Here is a 17,956-nt window from a genome sequence, read left to right on the forward strand (position 1 = left end):
CGCGCGGCTGAATGTCGCCCTCGCCTACAATCCTGACGGGCGGCCATGGTTAATCGCAGGAATCGCGCGATTCCGCTCCCGCGCGGTGCGCCCGCTACCTTTTGTCACAAATTCCGCAACACCGTCGCGGGCTTTTTGTTCAACGCCAGCAGCGTGCCGGCGAGCCCCAGCCCGACGGTGACCACGAGGGCGGCCGCGACCACGCCGGCCGCGCTGCCGGCCTGCCAGACGAAGCTGAGCGTCATCAGCCGCGTCACGATCATCCAGGCCGCGATGCTTCCGGCGAACACGCCGAACACCGCCGTGGCGAGCCCGATCAGGAGGTATTCGAGCGCATAGGCGCCGAGCAGCCGCAGCCGCGTCGCGCCCAGCGTCTTCAGGATCACCGCATCGTAGACGCGGTGCCGGTGGCCGGCGGCGAGCGCCCCGCCGAGCACCAGGATCGCCGAGATCAGGGTCACGGCGCTGGCGCCGCGGATCGCCACCGCCAGGTTGGTCACCACCGAGCCGACCGTCTCCATCACCTCGCGCACGCGCACGCTCGTTACCATCGGATAGACGTCGGCGACCTCCTTGATGATTTTGCCGTCGCCGGCCGCGTTGCCGCCCGCTTCGGTCAGCGTGGCGATGTGGGTGTGCGGGGCGCCCTTGAAGGCGTTCGGCGAGAAGACGAGGACGAAGTTGATGCCGAGTCCCTGCCAGTCGATGGTGCGCAGGTTTCCGATCCTGGCCGGGATGTCGCGCCCGAGCACGTTGACCACGATTTCGTCGCCGAGCTTGAGGCCCAGTCCGTCGGCGATCTTCTTTTCCATCGAGACCAGCGGCGGGCCGGAATAGTCGGCGCTCCACCATTCGCCCTCGACCACCTTGGAACCTTTCGGCAGTTCGCCGGTGTAGGTCAGGCCGCGGTCGCTCTGGAGCACCCATTCGGAATCGGTCGTCGGCTTGAGGTCCTCGGCGCGAACGCCGCGCGCCGCGACGATGCGTCCCCGCAGCATCGGCACGTCCTCCACCTTCGCGCCGGGAGCGATCCGGCGCAGATAGGAGTCGAACTGCTCGGCCTGCGCGCTCGGGATGTCGATGAAGAAGAAGGACGGCGCCTGATCGGGGAGAGCTGCGAGGAACTGCCGGCGCAGATTGCCGTCGATCTGGGTGATGGTGACGAGCACGGCGAGCCCGAGCCCCAGCGACAGCACGACGGAGGGCGTCAACGCGCCGGGCCGGTGGATGTTGGCGATCGCCAGCCGCAGCATCGGCAGCCGCGTGCGGGGCAGGCGGCGCGCGATCGCCATCAGCAAGGCGGCGATGCCGCGGAGCAGGGCGAAGACGACGACCGATGCGGCCACGAACACCGCGGCGATGCGTTTGTCGAAGGACAGGCCGACCACGACGGCGACCAGCAGGACGACCACGACGCCCATGAACACCAAATAGCCCAGGCGCGGCCGGTGCCATTCGGAGCTGACGGTGTCGCGGAACAGCGCGGCCACCGGCACGTCGTGGACGCGGCCGAGCGGCCACAGGCCGAAGGCGAGCGCAGTGAGGAGGCCGTAGACGAAGGACAGCGCGAGCTCGTCGGCGTGCACGGCCGGCACCACCGGCAGCGGCAGGAGCTTGCCGAACAGGCCGACGATGGCGAAGGGCATGGCGGCGCCGAGCGCAAGGCCGATCAAGGAGCCGATGGCGGCGAGCAGGAGGACCTGCGCGAGATAGATGCCGAACACGTCGCGGCCGGTGGCGCCGACGGCCTTGAAGGCCGCGATCACCTCGAGCTTGCGGTCGATATGGCTCTTCACGGCGTTGGCGACGCCGACGCCGCCGACGAGAAGGGCGGCGAGGCCGACCAGCGTCAGGAACTCGGTAAACCGGTTGATGTTGCGCTCGAGCTGCGGGGAGGCGTTGGAGCGGCTGCGGATCTCCCAGCCCGCCTGCGGAGCGGCGTTGCGGGCGTCCGCGATGAAGGCTTCGGTGGCGCGCTCGCTGTTCGCGGTGTCGGGCAACTTGACCCGATACACCCAGCGCACGAGGCTGCCGGGCTGGATCAGGCCCGTGGCGCGCAGGCCGGCCTCGCTGATCAGGAAGCGCGGACCGAAGCCGATGCCGCCGGCGAGCTTGTCCGGCTCGGCCTCGACCGTGCTGCGGATCTGGAAGGTCGCCGCGCCAATGGTGACGCGGTCGCCGGGCTTGAGCGAGAGCCGCGCCAGCAGCGTCGGATCGGCGGCGGCGCCGAACGCGCCGTCACGCTCGACGAGCAGTTCGGGCATCGGCAGGGGCGGCGCCAGCGTCAGCTGTCCCAGCATCGGATAGGTGTCGTCGACCGCCTTCATCTCGACCAGCGCGAGCTTGCCCTCGGACGAGCGCGCCATGCCGCGCAAGGTTGCGGCGGTCGACACGGTGCCGCGCGAGCGCAGGAAGGCGACCTCTTCGGGCTTGGCCTCGCGCTGAAACAGCACGAAGGAGACGTCGCCGCCGAGGAGCGTGCGCCCCTCGCGCGCAAGACCGTCGGAGAGGCTCGCCGAGACCGAGCCGACGCCCGCGATCGCCATCACGCCGAGCGCGATGCAGGCGATGAAGACATAGAAGCCGCGCAAGCCCCCGCGCAACTCGCGTAGCGCATAGCGCAGCGACAGCGCGACGCCATTGGGCTTCGCGAACGGTTCGACTGAAATGCTCATGCCGGTGCGGACTGCGTGTCGATGCGCCCCGAGCGCAGGCGGATGACGCGATCGCAGCGATGCGCCAGCGAGGAATCGTGAGTCACCAGGACCAAGGTCATGCCGCGCTCGGCATGCTTGCTGAACAGGAGATCGACGATCTGCTTGCCCGTGGCCTCGTCGAGATTGCCGGTCGGCTCGTCGGCGACGAGGATCGTGGGATCGGGCGCCAGCGCGCGCGCGAGCGCGACGCGCTGCTGTTCGCCGCCGGAGAGCTGCGTCGGATAATGATGCAGTCGGTCGCCGAGCCCGACCGATTGCAGCTCCTGCGCCGCGCGCTTCGCAGCGTCGGGATTGCCGGCAAGCTCGAGCGGGACGGCGACGTTCTCGAGCGCCGTCATGGTCGGGATCAGATGGAAGGACTGGAAGACGATGCCGACCTGGCGGCCGCGGAAGCGGGCCAGCGCGTCCTCGTCGAGGGCATTGAAAGGCGTGCCTGATACCACCACCTCTCCGCTGTCAGGACGCTCCAGCCCCGCCATCACCATCAGCAGCGTGGATTTGCCCGAGCCTGACGGGCCGATCAGGCCGATCGTCTCGCCCGAGGCGACCCGCAGGCTGATATCCTTGAGGATGTGAACGCGTGCCGCACCGGTGCCCAGTGAGAGATTGACGTTGGAGATGGCGATGGTGTCCGCGGCGTTGGCGGCGAGGGAAGAGGGTTCGATGCGAGTGTCCATGGTCCGGTCATATGGCAACTCCGCTGGCGCGGTCGAGGGGCGTTACGGATTGTTCATGCACATAGCCGTGTTGATGCTCGCTTTGATGACGATGGCGAACCCCGCCTGGGCGGGAGCGACAAAGCCGGTCAAGCTTGTCGTTCTCGGCGATTCCTTAAGCGCCGGTCTCGGCCTCCCGGCCCAGGAGGCGTTTCCTCAAAAGCTAAAAAAAGCCTTGCAGGCCAAAGGCATAGATGTCGAGATAACCAATGCCGGGGTGTCCGGCGACACCTCTTCCGGCGGCCGCGACCGGCTCGATTGGTCGGTGCCCGATGGAACTGACGGCGTCATCGTCGAGCTCGGCGCCAACGATGCGCTGCGCGGCATCGATCCCGCCCTGACGCGCGCCGCGCTGACCGACATCATCCAGCGGCTCAAGGCGCGCAAGATCGCGGTGATGCTGTGCGGCATGCTGGCGCCGCCGAACTACGGCGCCGACTATGCCGCCCGCTTCAATTCGATTTATCCGGATCTGGCCAAACAATTCGACGTGCCGCTCTACCCGTTCTTTCTCGAGGGCGTTGCCGCCGATGCCAAGCTCAACCAGGCCGACGGCATTCATCCGACCGCGGCCGGCGTCGACATCATCGTCGGCAACATCATGCCCACCATGGAGGCATTCCTCGGGCCGATAGCTGAGCAACGACGTTGAAAAACAGGCAGCGCTAACCCTAATTCCCAGGGTTTTACCGGGGTGAGGCGCGGCATGCTTCGCAGAGTCACACAACTGCGATAGGAATCGAGTTACCGGTGATTCGTCGCCGGCTCTGATTTGGATATGGTCCTTGCCTTGCGGGCTGTACCCAAGCATCGGGAGTGCGAAACGATGCCGCGTTTGTTCACGGGTCTGGAAATTCCGGCCGAGATCGGCCAGTCGCTTTCCAACTTGAGGGGTGGCCTCCCCGGCGCCCGCTGGATCGATCCCGAAAACTATCACGTCACCTTGCGCTTCATCGGCGACATCGACGGCGCTTCCGCCAACGAGATCGCCTCGTTGCTGTTTCGCGTCGACCGCAAGCCTTTCGAGGTGAAGGTGCAGGGGCTCACGAGTTTTGGCGGCCGCAAACCGAGGGCAGTCGTCGCGACGATCGTGCCGAGCAAGCCGCTGATGGACTTGCAGGCCGAGCTCGAGCGGATGATGCAGCGGATCGGCCTCGACCCCGAAGGACGCAAGTTCATCCCGCACGTCACGCTGGCCCGGCTGCACGATGCCACCGACCGCGACGTCGCCGACTATCTCTCGCTGCGCGGCTACTTCCCGAGCAAGGCGTTCATGGCCGAACGTTTTGTGTTGTTCTCGTCGCGGGCATCGACGGGCGGCGGCCCGTATGTCGTGGAGGACGCCTACGAGCTGTGTGCGTGACGTTATCGCTTGGAGGGCGGTGAGTGTGTTCAGCGCGGCAATCCGCGTTCGTCATATCCAACAAGCTCTTCGGGCGTCCGATCGTCGATAACCGGCAGTTCGCTCCACCGCCGCCGAATCTCCGCCATGTCATCTACCTCGCGGGTACGACTGCTAACTCGGCAGAGTCGCTCTTCGAGGGCTCGCTTCGTTGCCATTGCAATGGTCTCGCCTGTCAGCTTTGCGAGGCTCTGGGCTAGGTGCTCGGTCTCGGAATCCTCGATAATGAGGGCCATGTCAGGTTTCCCAGCTCTTGGTCATGCAAACTTCAATGCTGTCCGATGCTAAACAGAACCCCGGAGTGGTGGTTTAACTCCTTGAGATTCCAATCTAACGTCCAATTGATCCGGTAAGGTGGACTATCGCATAAGCCGTTGCGCCAATACGCAGTTGCAATTTCCGCCGGTCTCTGGCGGTAAAGGGCCATGCTATCGACCCCCAGTTCCCCCTTCAGTGATGCCTATCAGGCCCAGGTCGCCTCGGGCGCGATCGAGCCCGATGCTGCGCAGGCCGAGGTCGCCGAGGCCTATGCGGCGCTCGACCAGCGGCTCGCAACCTACAAGCCGCAGCGCAAGCAGGGCCTGCTCAGCCGCCTCTTCAGCGGGGGCGACAAGGACGAGGCGCCGCGCGGGCTCTACATCCATGGCGAGGTCGGCCGCGGCAAGACCATGCTGATGGACCTGTTCTTCCAGCACAGCACCATCGAGCACAAGCGTCGCGCGCATTTCCACGAGTTCATGGCGGAAGCGCATGAGCGCATCTACGATTATCGCCAGAGCATCGCGCGTGGCGAGATCGCCGATGGGGACGTCATCGCGCTGACCGCGACCGCGATCTTCGAGGAGAGCTGGCTGCTCTGCTTCGACGAATTCCACGTCACCGACATCGCAGACGCGATGATCCTGGGCCGCCTGTTCGCAAAGCTGTTCGAGCTCGGCACCGTCGTGGTCGCGACGTCCAATGTCGCGCCCGACGATCTCTACAAGGGCGGCTTGAACCGCTCGCTGTTCCTGCCCTTCATCAAGCAGATCACCGATCACATGGACGTGGCGCGGCTCGACGCGCGCACCGACTTCCGACTGGAGAAGCTCCAGGGCGTGCCGATGTGGCTGACCCCGGCCGATGCCGATGCGGATGCTGCGCTCGACCGCGCGTGGTCGCGCATGTCAGGCGGTGCCAAATGCAGGTCGCGCGACATCTCGATCAAGGGCCGCATTCTCCACGTGCCGTGCTCGGCCCACGGCGTGGCGCGGTTCTCCTTCGCCGACCTCTGCGAGAAGCCGCTCGGCGCATCCGACTACCTCAGGCTGGCGCACGACTATCACACCATCCTGGTCGACCGTATCCCAGTGATGGATCTCTCCCAACGTAACGCGGCCAAGCGCTTCATCACGCTGATCGACGCGCTCTATGACAATGCCGTGAAGCTGATGGCCTCGGCCGACGCCAACCCGATCTCGCTCTACCTTGCCAGCGAGGGCAACGAGGCCAACGAGTTCAAGCGGACCGCCTCGCGGCTGATCGAGATGAGTTCGCAATCCTATCTGGCGCTGCCCCACGGCCGCAAGGATTCCGCCGCGAGCGGCTCGACCAAGGGTCTGGTGGAGACTTAAGTCCTATTTTTTCCGCTCCCATCGGTGTCATTCCGGGGCGCGACGAAGTCGCGAGCCCGGAATCCATCGCGTTACCGACTGTGCAGCCCGATGGATTCCGGGCCTGCGCCTGCCGGCGCATCCCGGAGTGACGAACCGGATGTGGCTGGCGCCTCTCTCGGCAAGCCCGACAATTGGGCATCCACCGACTTGAACGGGCGAGGCGAAAGGGATAACCACCCTTTCAGTTTTCCCCTCCTTACGTGTCTGAAGGACAGGTACACATGGCGCGCGACAAGATTGCTCTGATTGGCTCCGGCCAGATCGGCGGAACGCTGGCTCACCTCATCGGCCTGAAAGAACTGGGCGACGTCGTGATGTTCGACATCGCCGAAGGCGTGCCGCAGGGCAAGGCGCTCGACATCGCGCAGTCCTCGCCGGTCGACGGTTTTGACGCGCACTATAGCGGCGCGAATTCCTACGAGGCGCTCGACAACGCCAAGGTCTGCATCGTCACCGCCGGCGTGCCGCGCAAGCCCGGCATGAGCCGCGACGACCTCCTCTCGATCAACCTCAAGGTCATGGAGCAGGTCGGCGCCGGCATCAAGAAGTACGCCCCCGACGCCTTCGTCATCTGCATCACCAACCCGCTCGACGCGATGGTCTGGGCGCTGCAGAAGGCTTCGGGCCTGCCGCACAAGAAGGTCGTCGGCATGGCCGGCGTGCTGGATTCGGCCCGCTTCCGCTACTTCCTGGCCGACGAGTTCAACGTCTCCGTCGAAGACGTCACCGCCTTCGTGCTCGGCGGTCATGGCGACACCATGGTGCCGCTGGTGAAGTATTCTACCGTCGCCGGCATTCCGCTGCCCGATCTCGTGAAGATGGGCTGGACCTCGCAGGCGCGCCTCGACGAGATCGTCGACCGCACCCGTAACGGCGGCGCCGAGATCGTCAACCTGCTCAAGACCGGCTCGGCCTTCTATGCCCCGGCCGCGTCCGCGATCGCGATGGCCGAGAGCTATCTGAAGGACAAGAAGCGCGTGCTGCCCTGCGCCGCCTATCTCAACGGCGAGTACAGCGTGAAGGACATGTATGTCGGCGTTCCCGTCGTGATCGGCTCCAAGGGTGTCGAGCGCGTCGTCGAGATCGAGCTCGCCGGCAAGGACCGCGAGGCCTTCGACAAGTCGGTCGGCGCGGTTCAAGGCCTGGTCGATGCCTGCAAGAAGATCGCGCCCGATCTTCTCGGTCGCTAAGGCGCAAGAAATACCCCGCCGAAGATCGATAACCGGTCTTCGGCGGTTTCACTTCCGGGCCCATTGACCGGGCGGGCCCCGGGTTCGACAGTCCAGAGATCTCGAAGTCAAAGAAGCCGTGTTGCAGTTCTTGTGGTATATGGTATGCCAGCTACAAGACTGAGGCGGGGTCACCGCCCGCGGGTTCAGGGAGCGACCATATGAATATCCATGAATACCAGGCCAAAGCGCTGCTTAACGAGTTCGGCGTGCCGATCTCCAAGGGCGTGCCGGTCCTCAAGCCCGCTGACGCGGAAGCCGCCGCCAAGGCGCTCCCCGGCCCGGTCTATGTGGTGAAGAGCCAGATCCACGCCGGCGGCCGCGGCAAGGGCAAGTTCAAGGAAGCCAGCGCCGGCGACAAGGGCGGCGTCCGCATCGCCAAGTCCGCCGCCGAGGTCTCCGAATTCGCCAAGCAGATGCTGGGCGCCACGTTGGTCACCGTGCAGACCGGCCCGGCCGGCAAGCAGGTCAACCGCCTCTACATCGAGGACGGCTCCGACATCGACAAGGAGTTCTATCTGTCTCTCCTTGTCGACCGCGAGACCTCCCGCGTCTCCTTCGTCGTCTCGACCGAAGGCGGCGTCAACATCGAGGACGTCGCGCACAACACGCCCGAGAAGATCGTGACCTTCTCGGTCGATCCGGCGACCGGAATCATGGGCCATCACGGCCGTACCGTCGCCAAGGCGCTGAACCTGACCGGCGATCTCGCCAAGCAGGCCGAGAAGCTGACCGCGCAGCTCTACGCCGCCTTCGTCGCCAAGGACATGGCGATGCTGGAGATCAACCCGCTGGTCGTGACCAAGCAGGGCCAGCTCCGCGTGCTCGACGCCAAGGTCTCGTTCGACGACAACTCGCTGTTCCGTCACCCCGAGGTGCTCGCGCTGCGCGACGAGACCGAGGAGGACGCCAAGGAAATCGAGGCGTCCAAGTACGACCTCAACTACGTCACGCTCGACGGCAATATCGGCTGCATGGTCAACGGCGCCGGTCTCGCCATGGCGACGATGGACATCATCAAGCTCTACGGCATGGCGCCGGCGAACTTCCTCGACGTCGGCGGCAGCGCCAGCAAGGAAAAGGTCGCCGCCGCGTTCAAGATCATCACGGCCGATCCCAACGTGAAGGGCATTCTGGTCAACATCTTCGGCGGCATCATGAAGTGCGACGTGATCGCCGAGGGCGTCACCGCGGCCGTGCGCGAAGTCGGCCTCAGCGTGCCGCTGGTGGTCCGCCTCGAAGGCACCAATGTCGAGCTCGGAAAGAAGATCATCAACGAGTCCGGCCTGAACGTGGTGCCGGCCGACAATCTCGACGACGCCGCGCAGAAGATCGTGAAGGCCGTCAAGGGAGGCTAAGGTCATGCCCCAGGACCATCTCGCTGCATCATCACCGCTCCCCGAGCACGCGCGTCTCGCCGCGTTCGCCGGCGAATGGAATGGCGAAGAGGTGGTCTTTCCGTCGCGCTGGACGGAGGGCGGGCCGGCCACCTCGCACGTCGTCGCACGCATGGACCTGAACGGGTTCTACCTGATCCAGGACAGTGTCCAGACGCGCGACGGCAAGCAGGCCTTCGCCACCCACGGTATCTTTACCTACGACCGCGACGACCGGACCTACAAGCTGTTCTGGTACGATTCGCTCGGCTACACGCCGCCTTCGCCCGCTTCCGGCGGGTGGGTCGGCAAGACCCTGACGCTGGTGCGCGGCTCGCTCCGCGGCAATGCGCGCCACGTCTACGAGATCATCGACGACAATTCCTATTCGTTGAAGATCCAGTTCTCGCCGGACGCGGAAGGCTGGGCCGACGTGCTCACCGGCGTCTACCGCCGCATCCACTGACCTCTCACTCGTTAGTTTCGCGAAAGCAGACCTCATGTCCATCCTGATCGACAAGAACACCAAGGTCATCTGCCAGGGCTTCACCGGCAAGAACGGCACCTTCCATTCGGAAGCCGCGATCGCCTATGGCACGAAGATGGTCGGCGGCACCTCGCCGGGCAAAGGCGGCTCGACGCATCTGGGCCTGCCGGTGTTCGACACCGTGCGCGAGGCGCGTGAGAAGACCGGCGCCGATGCCTCGGTGATCTACGTGCCGCCGCCGGGTGCGGCGGATGCGATCTGCGAAGCGATCGACGCCGAGATCCCGCTGATCGTCTGCATCACCGAGGGCATTCCTGTCCTCGACATGGTCCGCGTGAAGCGCTCCCTGATCGGCTCGAAGTCGCGCCTGATCGGTCCGAACTGCCCGGGCGTCATGACCGCGGGCGAGTGCAAGATCGGCATCATGCCTGCCAACATCTTCAAGACTGGTTCGGTCGGCATCGTCTCCCGCTCGGGCACGCTGACCTATGAGGCCGTGTTCCAGACCTCCCAGGAAGGCCTCGGCCAGACCACCGCGGTCGGCATCGGCGGCGACCCGGTCAAGGGCACCGAGTTCATCGACGTGCTGGAGATGCTGCTCGCCGACCCCAAGACCGAATCCATCATCATGATCGGCGAGATCGGCGGTTCCGCCGAGGAGGACGCCGCCCAGTTCCTCAAGGACGAGGCCAAGCGCGGACGCAAGAAGCCGATGGTCGGTTTCATCGCAGGCGTCACCGCACCTCCCGGCCGCCGCATGGGTCATGCCGGCGCGATCATTTCGGGCGGCAAGGGCGATGCCGGCTCGAAGACCGAGGCGATGAAATCGGCAGGGATTACAGTGTCCCCGTCGCCCGCCCGCCTCGGGCACACGCTTGCCGAAAAGTTGAAGGGCTAATTCACTTCTTCGTGCTTTTCCGGGCGAAGTTTCGCAGCAAATAGGGTAAAGGGTGCCTGTCGCGCCGAGCCTCTGCCGGGGAGCTCGGCGCCAGCGCCGTTTGTTATGCGCGAACCGAAATCGCCAGGAACTCCAGTATGTCTCGCCAGGACGCGAACGCAGCCTTTGCCTTGTCTTCCTTTTTGCAGGGCACCAACGCCACCTACATCGACGAAATCTACGCCCGCTACGAGAAGGACCCGTCCTCGGTCGATGCCGAGTGGCAGGAATTCTTCAAGAGCCTGAACGACCAGCCCGCTGACGTCCGAAAGAACGCCGCAGGCCCGTCCTGGGAGCGTGACAACTGGCCGCTGACCCCGAAGGACGATCTGACCTCCGCGCTCGACGGCAACTGGGCCGAAGTCGAGAAGACGGTCGGTGCCAAGATCGCTGCCAAGGCGCAGGCCAAGGGAGGCGACAAGGGCGCCGACATCTCCTCCGCCGATCTGCTCCGGGCCACGCGCGACTCGGTCCGCGCCTTGATGCTGATCCGCGCTTACCGCATGCGCGGCCACTTCCATGCCAAGCTCGATCCGCTGGGCATCGAGGCGCCGCGCAACCGCGAGGAGCTCGACCCGCGCACCTACGGCTTCACCGAGGCCGATTACGACCGCAAGATCTTCCTCGATCACGTGCTCGGTCTCGAATACGGCAGCTTGCGCGAGATCACCGCGATCTGCGAACGCACCTACTGCCAGACGCTCGGCGTCGAGTTCATGCACATCAGCAATGCGGCGCAGAAGGCCTGGATCCAGGAGCGCATCGAGGGTCCGGACAAGGAGATCTCGTTCACCCGCGAAGGCCGCCGCGCCATCCTGATGAAGCTGGTCGAGGCCGAGGGCTTCGAGAAGTTCTGCGACACCAAGTTCACCGGCACCAAGCGTTTCGGCCTCGACGGCGGCGAATCGCTGATCCCCGCGCTCGAGCAGATCATCAAGCGCGGCGGCAATCTCGGCGTGAAGGAAATCGTGCTGGGCATGCCTCATCGCGGCCGCCTCAACGTGCTGACCCAGGTGATGGGCAAGCCGCACCGCGCGCTGTTCCACGAGTTCAAGGGCGGCTCGGCCAATCCCGACGTGGTCGAAGGCTCGGGTGACGTCAAGTATCACCTCGGCGCCTCCTCGGACCGCGAGTTCGATGGCAACCGCATCCATCTGTCGCTGACCGCGAACCCCTCGCATCTCGAGATCGTCGATCCCGTCGTGCTCGGCAAGGTCCGCGCCAAGCAGGATCAGCACGGCGATCCGCCTGACATGCGCATCTCCGTCATGCCGCTGCTGATGCACGGCGATGCCGCGTTTGCCGGCCAGGGCGTGGTGGCCGAATGCTTCGGCCTGTCCGACCTGAAGGGCTACCGCACCGGCGGTTCCGTGCACTTCATCGTCAACAACCAGATCGGCTTCACCACCTATCCGCGCTACTCGCGCTCCTCGCCCTATCCGTCGGACGTGGCGAAGATGATCGATGCGCCGATCTTCCACGTGAACGGCGACGATCCGGAAGCCGTGGTGTTCGCGGCCAAGGTCGCGACCGAATTCCGGCAGAAGTTCCACAAGCCCGTCGTCATCGACATGTTCTGCTACCGCAGGCATGGCCATAACGAGGGCGACGAGCCGGCCTTCACCCAGCCGGTGATGTACAAGCGGATCGCGGCGCATCCCTCGACGCTGGAGCTCTATTCGCGGCGGCTGATCAGCGAAGGCGTGATCACCGAGGGCGAGGTGGAGAAGGCCAAGGCCGACTGGCGCGCCCGGCTCGATGCCGAGTTCGAGGCCGGCACCTCCTACAAGCCGAACAAGGCCGACTGGCTCGACGGCAAGTGGGCCGGTTTCAAGATCGCCGACCAGGAAGAGGACGCCCGCCGCGGCGTCACCGGCGTCGATTTGCCTGTTCTGAAGGACATCGGCCGCAAGATCACCAAGGTGCCGGACGGCTTCCGCGTCCACCGCACCATCCAGCGTTTCCTGGAAAACCGCGCCAAGGCGATCGAGAGCGGCAACGGCATCGACTGGGCGACCGGCGAGGCGCTGGCGTTCTGCACGCTGCTCCAGGAAAATCACCATGTCCGCCTCTCCGGACAGGATTCCGAGCGCGGCACCTTCTCGCAGCGTCACTCGGTCCTGATCGACCAGGAGGACGAGAGCCGCTACACGCCGTTCAACCATCTCGGCAGCCAGCAGGGCCATTACGAGGTCATCAACTCGCTGCTGTCGGAAGAAGCCGTGCTCGGCTTCGAATACGGCTACTCGCTCGCCGAGCCGAACACCCTGACGCTGTGGGAAGCCCAGTTCGGCGACTTCGCCAACGGCGCGCAGGTCGTGTTCGACCAGTTCATCTCCTCGGGCGAACGCAAATGGCTGCGCATGTCCGGCCTCGTCTGCCTCCTGCCGCACGGCTATGAGGGACAGGGACCGGAGCACTCCTCGGCGCGGCTCGAGCGTTTCCTGCAGATGTGCGCCGAAGACAACATGCAGGTCGTCTACCCGACGACGCCGGCGAACTACTTCCACGTGCTGCGCCGCCAGCTCCATCGTGAGATCCGCAAGCCGCTGATCATGATGACGCCGAAGTCGCTGCTGCGTCACAAGCGGGCGGTGTCGCGTCTCGAGGAGCTCGCGAAGGGCACGACCTTCCACCGCATCCTCTATGATGACGCGCAGATGCTGCCGAACGAAGCGATCAAGCTCGTTCCGGACGAGAAGATCCGCCGCATCGTGCTCTGCTCCGGCAAGGTCTATTACGACCTCTACGAGGAGCGCGAGAAGCGCGGCATCGACGACATCTATCTGATGCGCGTCGAGCAGCTCTATCCGGTGCCGCTGAAGGCGCTGGTGGCCGAGCTGTCGCGCTTCAACAAGGCCGAAGTGGTGTGGTGCCAGGAAGAGCCCCGCAACATGGGTGCCTGGCACTTCATCGAGCCCTATCTGGAATGGGTGCTGAACCAGGTGAACGGCGCGAGCCGGCGTCCGCGTTATGTCGGCCGCGCCGCTTCCGCTGCGACCGCCACGGGTCTGATGTCCAAGCATCAGGCGCAGTTGCGGGCGTTCCTGGACGAAGCACTGAGCTAGGCAATTTCAAACTGAGTCATGCCCCGCGAAGGCGGGGCATCCAGTACTCCGCGGCATTCGTTCTGCTCATCGACGTCACGGCGTACTGGATCGCCCGCCCCCGTGCGCAAGCGCGCACAAGGCGGGCGATGACACATGAATTCAAGACCGCGATCTCCTTAAGGAAAAGACCATGACTGAAATTCGTGTGCCGACGCTCGGCGAATCCGTCACCGAGGCCACCATCGGCCGCTGGTTCAAGAAGGCCGGCGACCCGGTCGCCGTCGACGAGCCCTTGGTGGAGCTCGAGACCGACAAGGTCACCATCGAGGTCCCGGCGCCCTCCGCGGGCACGCTGAGCGAGATCATCGCCGCCGACGGTGCGACCGTCGCCGTCGGCGCGCTCCTTGGCCAGATCACCGAAGGTGCTGGCGCCGCGAAGCCTGCTGCTGCCCCCGCCAAGCCTGCGGCCGCCGCTCCGGCGCCCGCCGCTGCTGCTCCCGCCGCCGCGAAGGCTCCGCCGGCCGACACTCCGCTCGCTCCGTCGGTGCGCAAGCTCTCGGCCGAGACCGGCATCGACGCTTCGACCGTTCCCGGCTCCGGCAAGGATGGCCGCGTCACCAAGGGCGACATGCTGGCCGCGATCGAGCGCGCCGCCTCCGCGCCGACCCCGGTCAACCAGCCCGCCGCCGCCGTGCAGGTTCGCGCGCCCTCGCCGGCCGATGACGCCGCCCGCGAAGAGCGCGTCAAGATGACCCGCCTGCGCCAGACCATCGCGCGCCGCCTCAAGGACGTGCAGAATACCGCCGCCATGCTCACGACCTTCAACGAGGTCGACATGACCAACGTCATGGCGCTGCGCGCGCACTACAAGGACGCGTTCGAGAAGAAGCACGGCGCCAAGCTCGGCTTCATGGGCTTCTTCACCAAGGCCGTCGTGCAGGCGCTGAAGGACATCCCGGCCGTCAACGCCGAGATCGACGGCACCGACCTGATCTACAAGAACTACTACCACATCGGCGTCGCCGTCGGCACCGACAAGGGTCTCGTCGTGCCCGTGGTGCGCGACTGCGACCACAAGTCGATCTCGGACATCGAGAAGAGCATCGCCGATTTCGGCCGCCGCGCCCGTGACGGCCAGCTCAAGATCGACGAGATGCAGGGCGGCACCTTCACCATCACCAATGGCGGCATCTACGGCTCGCTGATGTCGACCCCGATCCTGAACGCGCCGCAGTCCGGCATCCTCGGCATGCACAAGATCCAGGAGCGCCCGATGGTCGTCGGCGGCAAGGTCGAGGTCCGCCCGATGATGTACCTGGCGCTGTCCTACGATCACCGCGTCATCGACGGCAAGGAAGCCGTCACCTTCCTGGTCCGCGTCAAGGAGAGCCTGGAAGACCCGGCGCGGCTGGTGCTGGATCTCTGATCCCTGTTGCTCAGTAAGCGCCGTCGCGGCCAGCGCGGCGGCGCGTGTCGAACCATGGAGGCGCGCGTGACGGATAAAGTCGTTGTCATCACCGGCGGCAGCCGCGGCATCGGACGGGCGACCGCGATTGCGGCGGCCGCGCGCGGCTTTCGTGTCGTGGTCGGCTATGCCAGCAACAAGACGGCCGCGGACGAGGTCGTCGCGCAGATCGCGGCCAGCAACGGCAAGGCCATCGCGGTGAAATGCGATGTCGCCGAGGAAAGCGACATCATCGCCCTGTTCAAGGAAGCCGACAAGTTCGGCACGCTGGGCGCGCTCGTCAACAATGGCGGCATCGTCGGCAAGAGCGGCGTGCGGGTCGACGAGATGTCGGCCGAGCGCATCCAGCGCGTGATGGCGGTCAACGTCACCGGCTCCATTCTCTGCGCGCGCGAAGCCATCAAGCGTATGTCGACCAGGCACGGCGGCAAGGGCGGCGTCATCGTCAACCTCTCGTCGGTCGCTGCCAGGCTCGGCGCCCCCAACACCTATGTCGATTACGCCGCCTCCAAGGGCGCGGTGGATTCCTTCACCGTCGGCCTCGGCTATGAGGTCGCGGGCGAAGGCATTCGCGTCGCCGCCATCCGCCCCGGCCTGATCGATACCGAGATCCACGCCGCCGGCGGCGAGCCCGACCGCGCGCATCGTCTCGCCCATATGGTGCCGATGAAGCGCGTCGGCACGGCGGACGAAATCGCCAACGCCATCGTCTGGCTGATGTCGGACGAGGCCTCCTACGTCACCTCAGCCATTCTCGATGTGTCCGGCGGACGCTGACGCACCGGCGGACGCTGACACACCCTCATCACGCCAAACCTCACGGGACTTTCTCTCATGGCTACCTACGATCTCGTCGTCATCGGCACCGGACCGGGCGGTTACGTCTGCGCGGTGCGCGCAGCCCAGCTCGGCATGAAAGTCGCCGTGGTCGAAAAGAACGCGACGCTCGGCGGCACCTGCCTGAACGTCGGCTGCATGCCGTCGAAGGCGCTGCTGCACGCCTCCGAGATGTTCGAGGAAGCCGGGCATTCCTTTGCCAAGATGGGCGTCAGCGTTTCCGCGCCGAAGCTCGATCTCCCCGCAATGATGAACTTCAAGCAGCAGGGCATCGACGGCAACGTCAAGGGCGTCGAGTTCCTGATGAAGAAGAACAAGATCGACGTGCTCAAGGGCACTGGCAAGATCTTGGGGACGGGCAAGGTCGAGGTCTCCGCCGACGGCAAGTCGCAAGTCATCGAAACGAAGAGCATCGTCATCGCCACCGGCTCGGACATCGCGCGTCTCAAGGGCATCGAGATCGACGAGAAGCGCATTGTCTCCTCCACCGGCGCGCTGTCGCTGGACAAGGTCCCCGGCAAGCTCCTGATCGTCGGCGCCGGCGTGATCGGCCTCGAGCTCGGCTCGGTCTGGCACCGCTTGGGCGCCGAAGTCGTCGTCGTCGAATTCCTCGACCGCATCCTGCCCGGCATGGATGGCGAGATCGCCAAGCAATTCCAGCGCATCCTCGAGAAGCAGGGCTTTGCGTTCAAGTTGGGGGCCAAGGTCACCGCGGTCGACACTTCGGGCAAGACGCTGAAGGCGACGATCGAGCCCGCTGCCGGCGGTGCGGCCGAGACGCTCGAAGCCGATGTCGTGCTGGTCGCCATCGGCCGCGTGCCCTACACCGACGGTCTCGGCCTGAAGGAAGCCGGCGTCGCGCTCGACGCGCGCGGCCGGGTGCAGATCGATCCGCATTTCGCCACCAGCCTGAAGGGCGTCTATGCCATTGGCGACGTCGTCGCCGGCCCGATGCTGGCGCACAAGGCCGAGGACGAAGGCGTTGCCGTCGCCGAGATCATCGCAGGGCAGGCCGGCCACGTGAACTACGACATCATTCCGGGCGTCGTTTACACCACGCCGGAAGTATCCTCTGTCGGCAAGACCGAGGAGGAATTGAAGCAGGCAGGCACGGCCTATACGGTCGGGAAGTTTCCATTCACCGCCAATGGCCGCTCCAAGGTCAACCAGACCACTGACGGCTTTGTGAAGATTCTCGCAGATGCGAAGACCGACCGCGTGCTCGGCGTTCACATCATCGGCCGCGAGGCCGGCGAAATGATCCATGAAGCCTGCGTTCTCATGGAGTTCGGCGGCAGTGCGGAAGATCTCGCGCGCACCTGCCACGCCCATCCGACCCGATCGGAGGCGGTCAAGGAAGCCGCGCTTGCAGTCGGCAAGCGGGCGATCCATATGTAACCACGCGCCCAGCTCGGAATCGGGCGGGACAACACATGCTGCGCCGCCTTCTTCAACCGCTCTGGGTCCTGCTTGCGATCGTCTTCCTGATCGAAGCCTGGCTGTGGGACCATCTCGAGCCGATTGTTGCCAGGGTCGTCGCGGCCATCCCGCTTGCCCGCTTCAAGCAATGGCTGACGGAGCGCGTCAATGCGCTGTCGCCGGCCATGTCGCTGATCGTGTTCGCGGTCCCGGTCGTGCCGCTGTTTCCGCTCAAGCTGGTCGGCCTCTGGCTGCTCGCGCACGAATACTGGACCGGCGCGTTCTTCACGATCGTGTTCGGCAAGCTGGTCGGCGTCGGCGTCACAGCCTTCGTGTTCGACGTGACGCGCCACAAGCTCCTGGAGATGCACTGGTTCGAGCGGATCTATGATCTGGTGCTGAAGGTGCGCGCCAAGGCCGCCGAGCTGGTCGATCCGATCAAGCGGCGCATCAGGGAGCTGATCGCCGGCAATGGCGAAGGCTGGTCGTCGCGTACGCTGCGCATGATCCAGCGCTTCCGCAGGAGCGTGCACCAGGCGCGGTGAGCGCTGCGGCGCGTTCGGTGTTCGCCACACACTCGCTGTCATCGCCCGGCTTGACCGGGCGATCCAGGGCGGATTCAACCGTTCGTCGCAACACCCTGTTTATCGCTCACTCGTAGCAATT

At 65.3% G+C, this 17,956-nt stretch carries 15 protein-coding genes; 12 read left to right on the forward strand and 3 right to left on the reverse strand.

What is annotated here, in order from left to right; translation table 11 throughout:
* Positions 1–104: 104 nt before the first annotated feature.
* Complete coding sequence (locus AX729_RS35885; protein ID WP_061029335.1) at positions 105–2,675, reverse strand: ABC transporter permease; 2,571 nt, start codon at positions 2,673–2,675, stop codon at positions 105–107.
* The gene (locus AX729_RS35890; protein ID WP_061029337.1) at positions 2,672–3,394 is read right to left on the reverse strand and encodes an ABC transporter ATP-binding protein; all 723 of its coding nucleotides are present in this window, start codon (positions 3,392–3,394) and stop codon (positions 2,672–2,674) included. Before AX729_RS35890 ends, AX729_RS35885 begins: the two co-directional genes overlap by 4 nt.
* Positions 3,395–3,449: 55 nt before the next feature.
* Between AX729_RS35890 and AX729_RS35895 the strand changes: the two genes are divergently transcribed.
* Complete coding sequence (locus tag AX729_RS35895; RefSeq protein WP_061029374.1) at positions 3,450–4,085, forward strand: arylesterase; 636 nt, start codon at positions 3,450–3,452, stop codon at positions 4,083–4,085.
* 174 nt (positions 4,086–4,259) lie between these two features.
* Complete coding sequence (gene thpR, locus AX729_RS35900; RefSeq protein WP_061029339.1) at positions 4,260–4,796, forward strand: RNA 2',3'-cyclic phosphodiesterase; 537 nt, start codon at positions 4,260–4,262, stop codon at positions 4,794–4,796.
* Between the two features lie 29 nt (positions 4,797–4,825).
* Here the strand turns inward: thpR and AX729_RS35905 are convergent, their stop codons facing one another.
* The gene (locus AX729_RS35905; RefSeq protein ID WP_061029341.1) at positions 4,826–5,071 is read right to left on the reverse strand and encodes a type II toxin-antitoxin system VapB family antitoxin; all 246 of its coding nucleotides are present in this window, start codon (positions 5,069–5,071) and stop codon (positions 4,826–4,828) included.
* Between the two features lie 189 nt (positions 5,072–5,260).
* Here AX729_RS35905 and zapE point away from each other — a divergent pair, with 189 nt between their 5' ends.
* The 10 genes from zapE to AX729_RS35955 all read left to right on the forward strand — a co-directional run bounded on the left by zapE (position 5,261) and on the right by AX729_RS35955 (position 17,835).
* On the forward strand, positions 5,261–6,448 hold the full coding sequence (gene zapE, locus AX729_RS35910) for a cell division protein ZapE (RefSeq protein WP_061029343.1): 1,188 nt from the start codon (positions 5,261–5,263) through the stop codon (positions 6,446–6,448).
* A gap of 263 nt (positions 6,449–6,711) precedes the next feature.
* Positions 6,712–7,680, forward strand: a complete 969-nt coding sequence (gene mdh, locus AX729_RS35915; protein ID WP_028177733.1) for a malate dehydrogenase — start codon at positions 6,712–6,714, stop codon at positions 7,678–7,680.
* A 200-nt stretch (positions 7,681–7,880) separates the two neighbouring features.
* Positions 7,881–9,077 carry an ADP-forming succinate--CoA ligase subunit beta gene (gene sucC, locus AX729_RS35920; RefSeq protein ID WP_061029345.1) on the forward strand — a complete coding sequence of 399 codons (1,197 nt, stop codon included), beginning with the start codon at positions 7,881–7,883 and terminating at the stop codon, positions 9,075–9,077.
* Positions 9,078–9,081: 4 nt separating this feature from the next.
* A complete protein-coding gene (locus AX729_RS35925) occupies positions 9,082–9,561 on the forward strand; it encodes a DUF1579 domain-containing protein (protein ID WP_061029348.1) in 480 nt (159 codons plus the stop codon).
* 34 nt (positions 9,562–9,595) lie between these two features.
* Complete coding sequence (sucD, locus tag AX729_RS35930; protein ID WP_061029350.1) at positions 9,596–10,480, forward strand: succinate--CoA ligase subunit alpha; 885 nt, start codon at positions 9,596–9,598, stop codon at positions 10,478–10,480.
* A gap of 137 nt (positions 10,481–10,617) precedes the next feature.
* Entirely contained in the window at positions 10,618–13,587 is a 2,970-nt protein-coding gene (locus tag AX729_RS35935) for a 2-oxoglutarate dehydrogenase E1 component (protein ID WP_061029352.1), read from the forward strand.
* Between the two features lie 172 nt (positions 13,588–13,759).
* The gene (gene odhB / locus AX729_RS35940; protein ID WP_061029354.1) at positions 13,760–14,995 is read left to right on the forward strand and encodes a 2-oxoglutarate dehydrogenase complex dihydrolipoyllysine-residue succinyltransferase; all 1,236 of its coding nucleotides are present in this window, start codon (positions 13,760–13,762) and stop codon (positions 14,993–14,995) included.
* Between the two features lie 54 nt (positions 14,996–15,049).
* On the forward strand, positions 15,050–15,811 hold the full coding sequence (locus AX729_RS35945) for an SDR family oxidoreductase (protein ID WP_156457392.1): 762 nt from the start codon (positions 15,050–15,052) through the stop codon (positions 15,809–15,811).
* 57 nt (positions 15,812–15,868) lie between these two features.
* Entirely contained in the window at positions 15,869–17,269 is a 1,401-nt protein-coding gene (gene lpdA, locus AX729_RS35950) for a dihydrolipoyl dehydrogenase (RefSeq protein ID WP_061029356.1), read from the forward strand.
* 35 nt (positions 17,270–17,304) lie between these two features.
* Positions 17,305–17,835 (forward strand): hypothetical protein, encoded by a 531-nt coding sequence (locus tag AX729_RS35955; protein ID WP_061029358.1) that lies wholly within the window; start codon positions 17,305–17,307, stop codon positions 17,833–17,835.
* Positions 17,836–17,956 lie beyond the last annotated feature (121 nt).

It is taken from the genome of Bradyrhizobium sp. CCH5-F6, assembly GCF_001556045.1.
Lineage (GTDB): Bacteria > Pseudomonadota > Alphaproteobacteria > Rhizobiales > Xanthobacteraceae > Bradyrhizobium.

Bases quoted from the DNA above. Each gene is read 5' to 3' on its own strand.
- AX729_RS35955 (WP_061029358.1), top strand. From the start codon at position 17,305: ATGCTGCGCCGCCTTCTTCAACCGCTCTGGGTCCTGCTTGCGATCGTC.
- odhB (WP_061029354.1), top strand. From the start codon at position 13,760: ATGACTGAAATTCGTGTGCCGACGCTCGGCGAATCCGTCACCGAGGCC.
- AX729_RS35890 (WP_061029337.1), bottom strand. From the start codon at position 3,394: ATGGACACTCGCATCGAACCCTCTTCCCTCGCCGCCAACGCCGCGGAC.
- sucD (WP_061029350.1), top strand. From the start codon at position 9,596: ATGTCCATCCTGATCGACAAGAACACCAAGGTCATCTGCCAGGGCTTC.
- sucC (WP_061029345.1), top strand. From the start codon at position 7,881: ATGAATATCCATGAATACCAGGCCAAAGCGCTGCTTAACGAGTTCGGC.
- AX729_RS35935 (WP_061029352.1), top strand. From the start codon at position 10,618: ATGTCTCGCCAGGACGCGAACGCAGCCTTTGCCTTGTCTTCCTTTTTG.
- AX729_RS35925 (WP_061029348.1), top strand. From the start codon at position 9,082: ATGCCCCAGGACCATCTCGCTGCATCATCACCGCTCCCCGAGCACGCG.
- AX729_RS35905 (WP_061029341.1), bottom strand. From the start codon at position 5,071: ATGGCCCTCATTATCGAGGATTCCGAGACCGAGCACCTAGCCCAGAGC.
- AX729_RS35885 (WP_061029335.1), bottom strand. From the start codon at position 2,675: ATGAGCATTTCAGTCGAACCGTTCGCGAAGCCCAATGGCGTCGCGCTG.
- zapE (WP_061029343.1), top strand. From the start codon at position 5,261: ATGCTATCGACCCCCAGTTCCCCCTTCAGTGATGCCTATCAGGCCCAG.
- lpdA (WP_061029356.1), top strand. From the start codon at position 15,869: ATGGCTACCTACGATCTCGTCGTCATCGGCACCGGACCGGGCGGTTAC.
- mdh (WP_028177733.1), top strand. From the start codon at position 6,712: ATGGCGCGCGACAAGATTGCTCTGATTGGCTCCGGCCAGATCGGCGGA.
- thpR (WP_061029339.1), top strand. From the start codon at position 4,260: ATGCCGCGTTTGTTCACGGGTCTGGAAATTCCGGCCGAGATCGGCCAG.
- AX729_RS35945 (WP_156457392.1), top strand. From the start codon at position 15,050: ATGGAGGCGCGCGTGACGGATAAAGTCGTTGTCATCACCGGCGGCAGC.
- AX729_RS35895 (WP_061029374.1), top strand. From the start codon at position 3,450: ATGCACATAGCCGTGTTGATGCTCGCTTTGATGACGATGGCGAACCCC.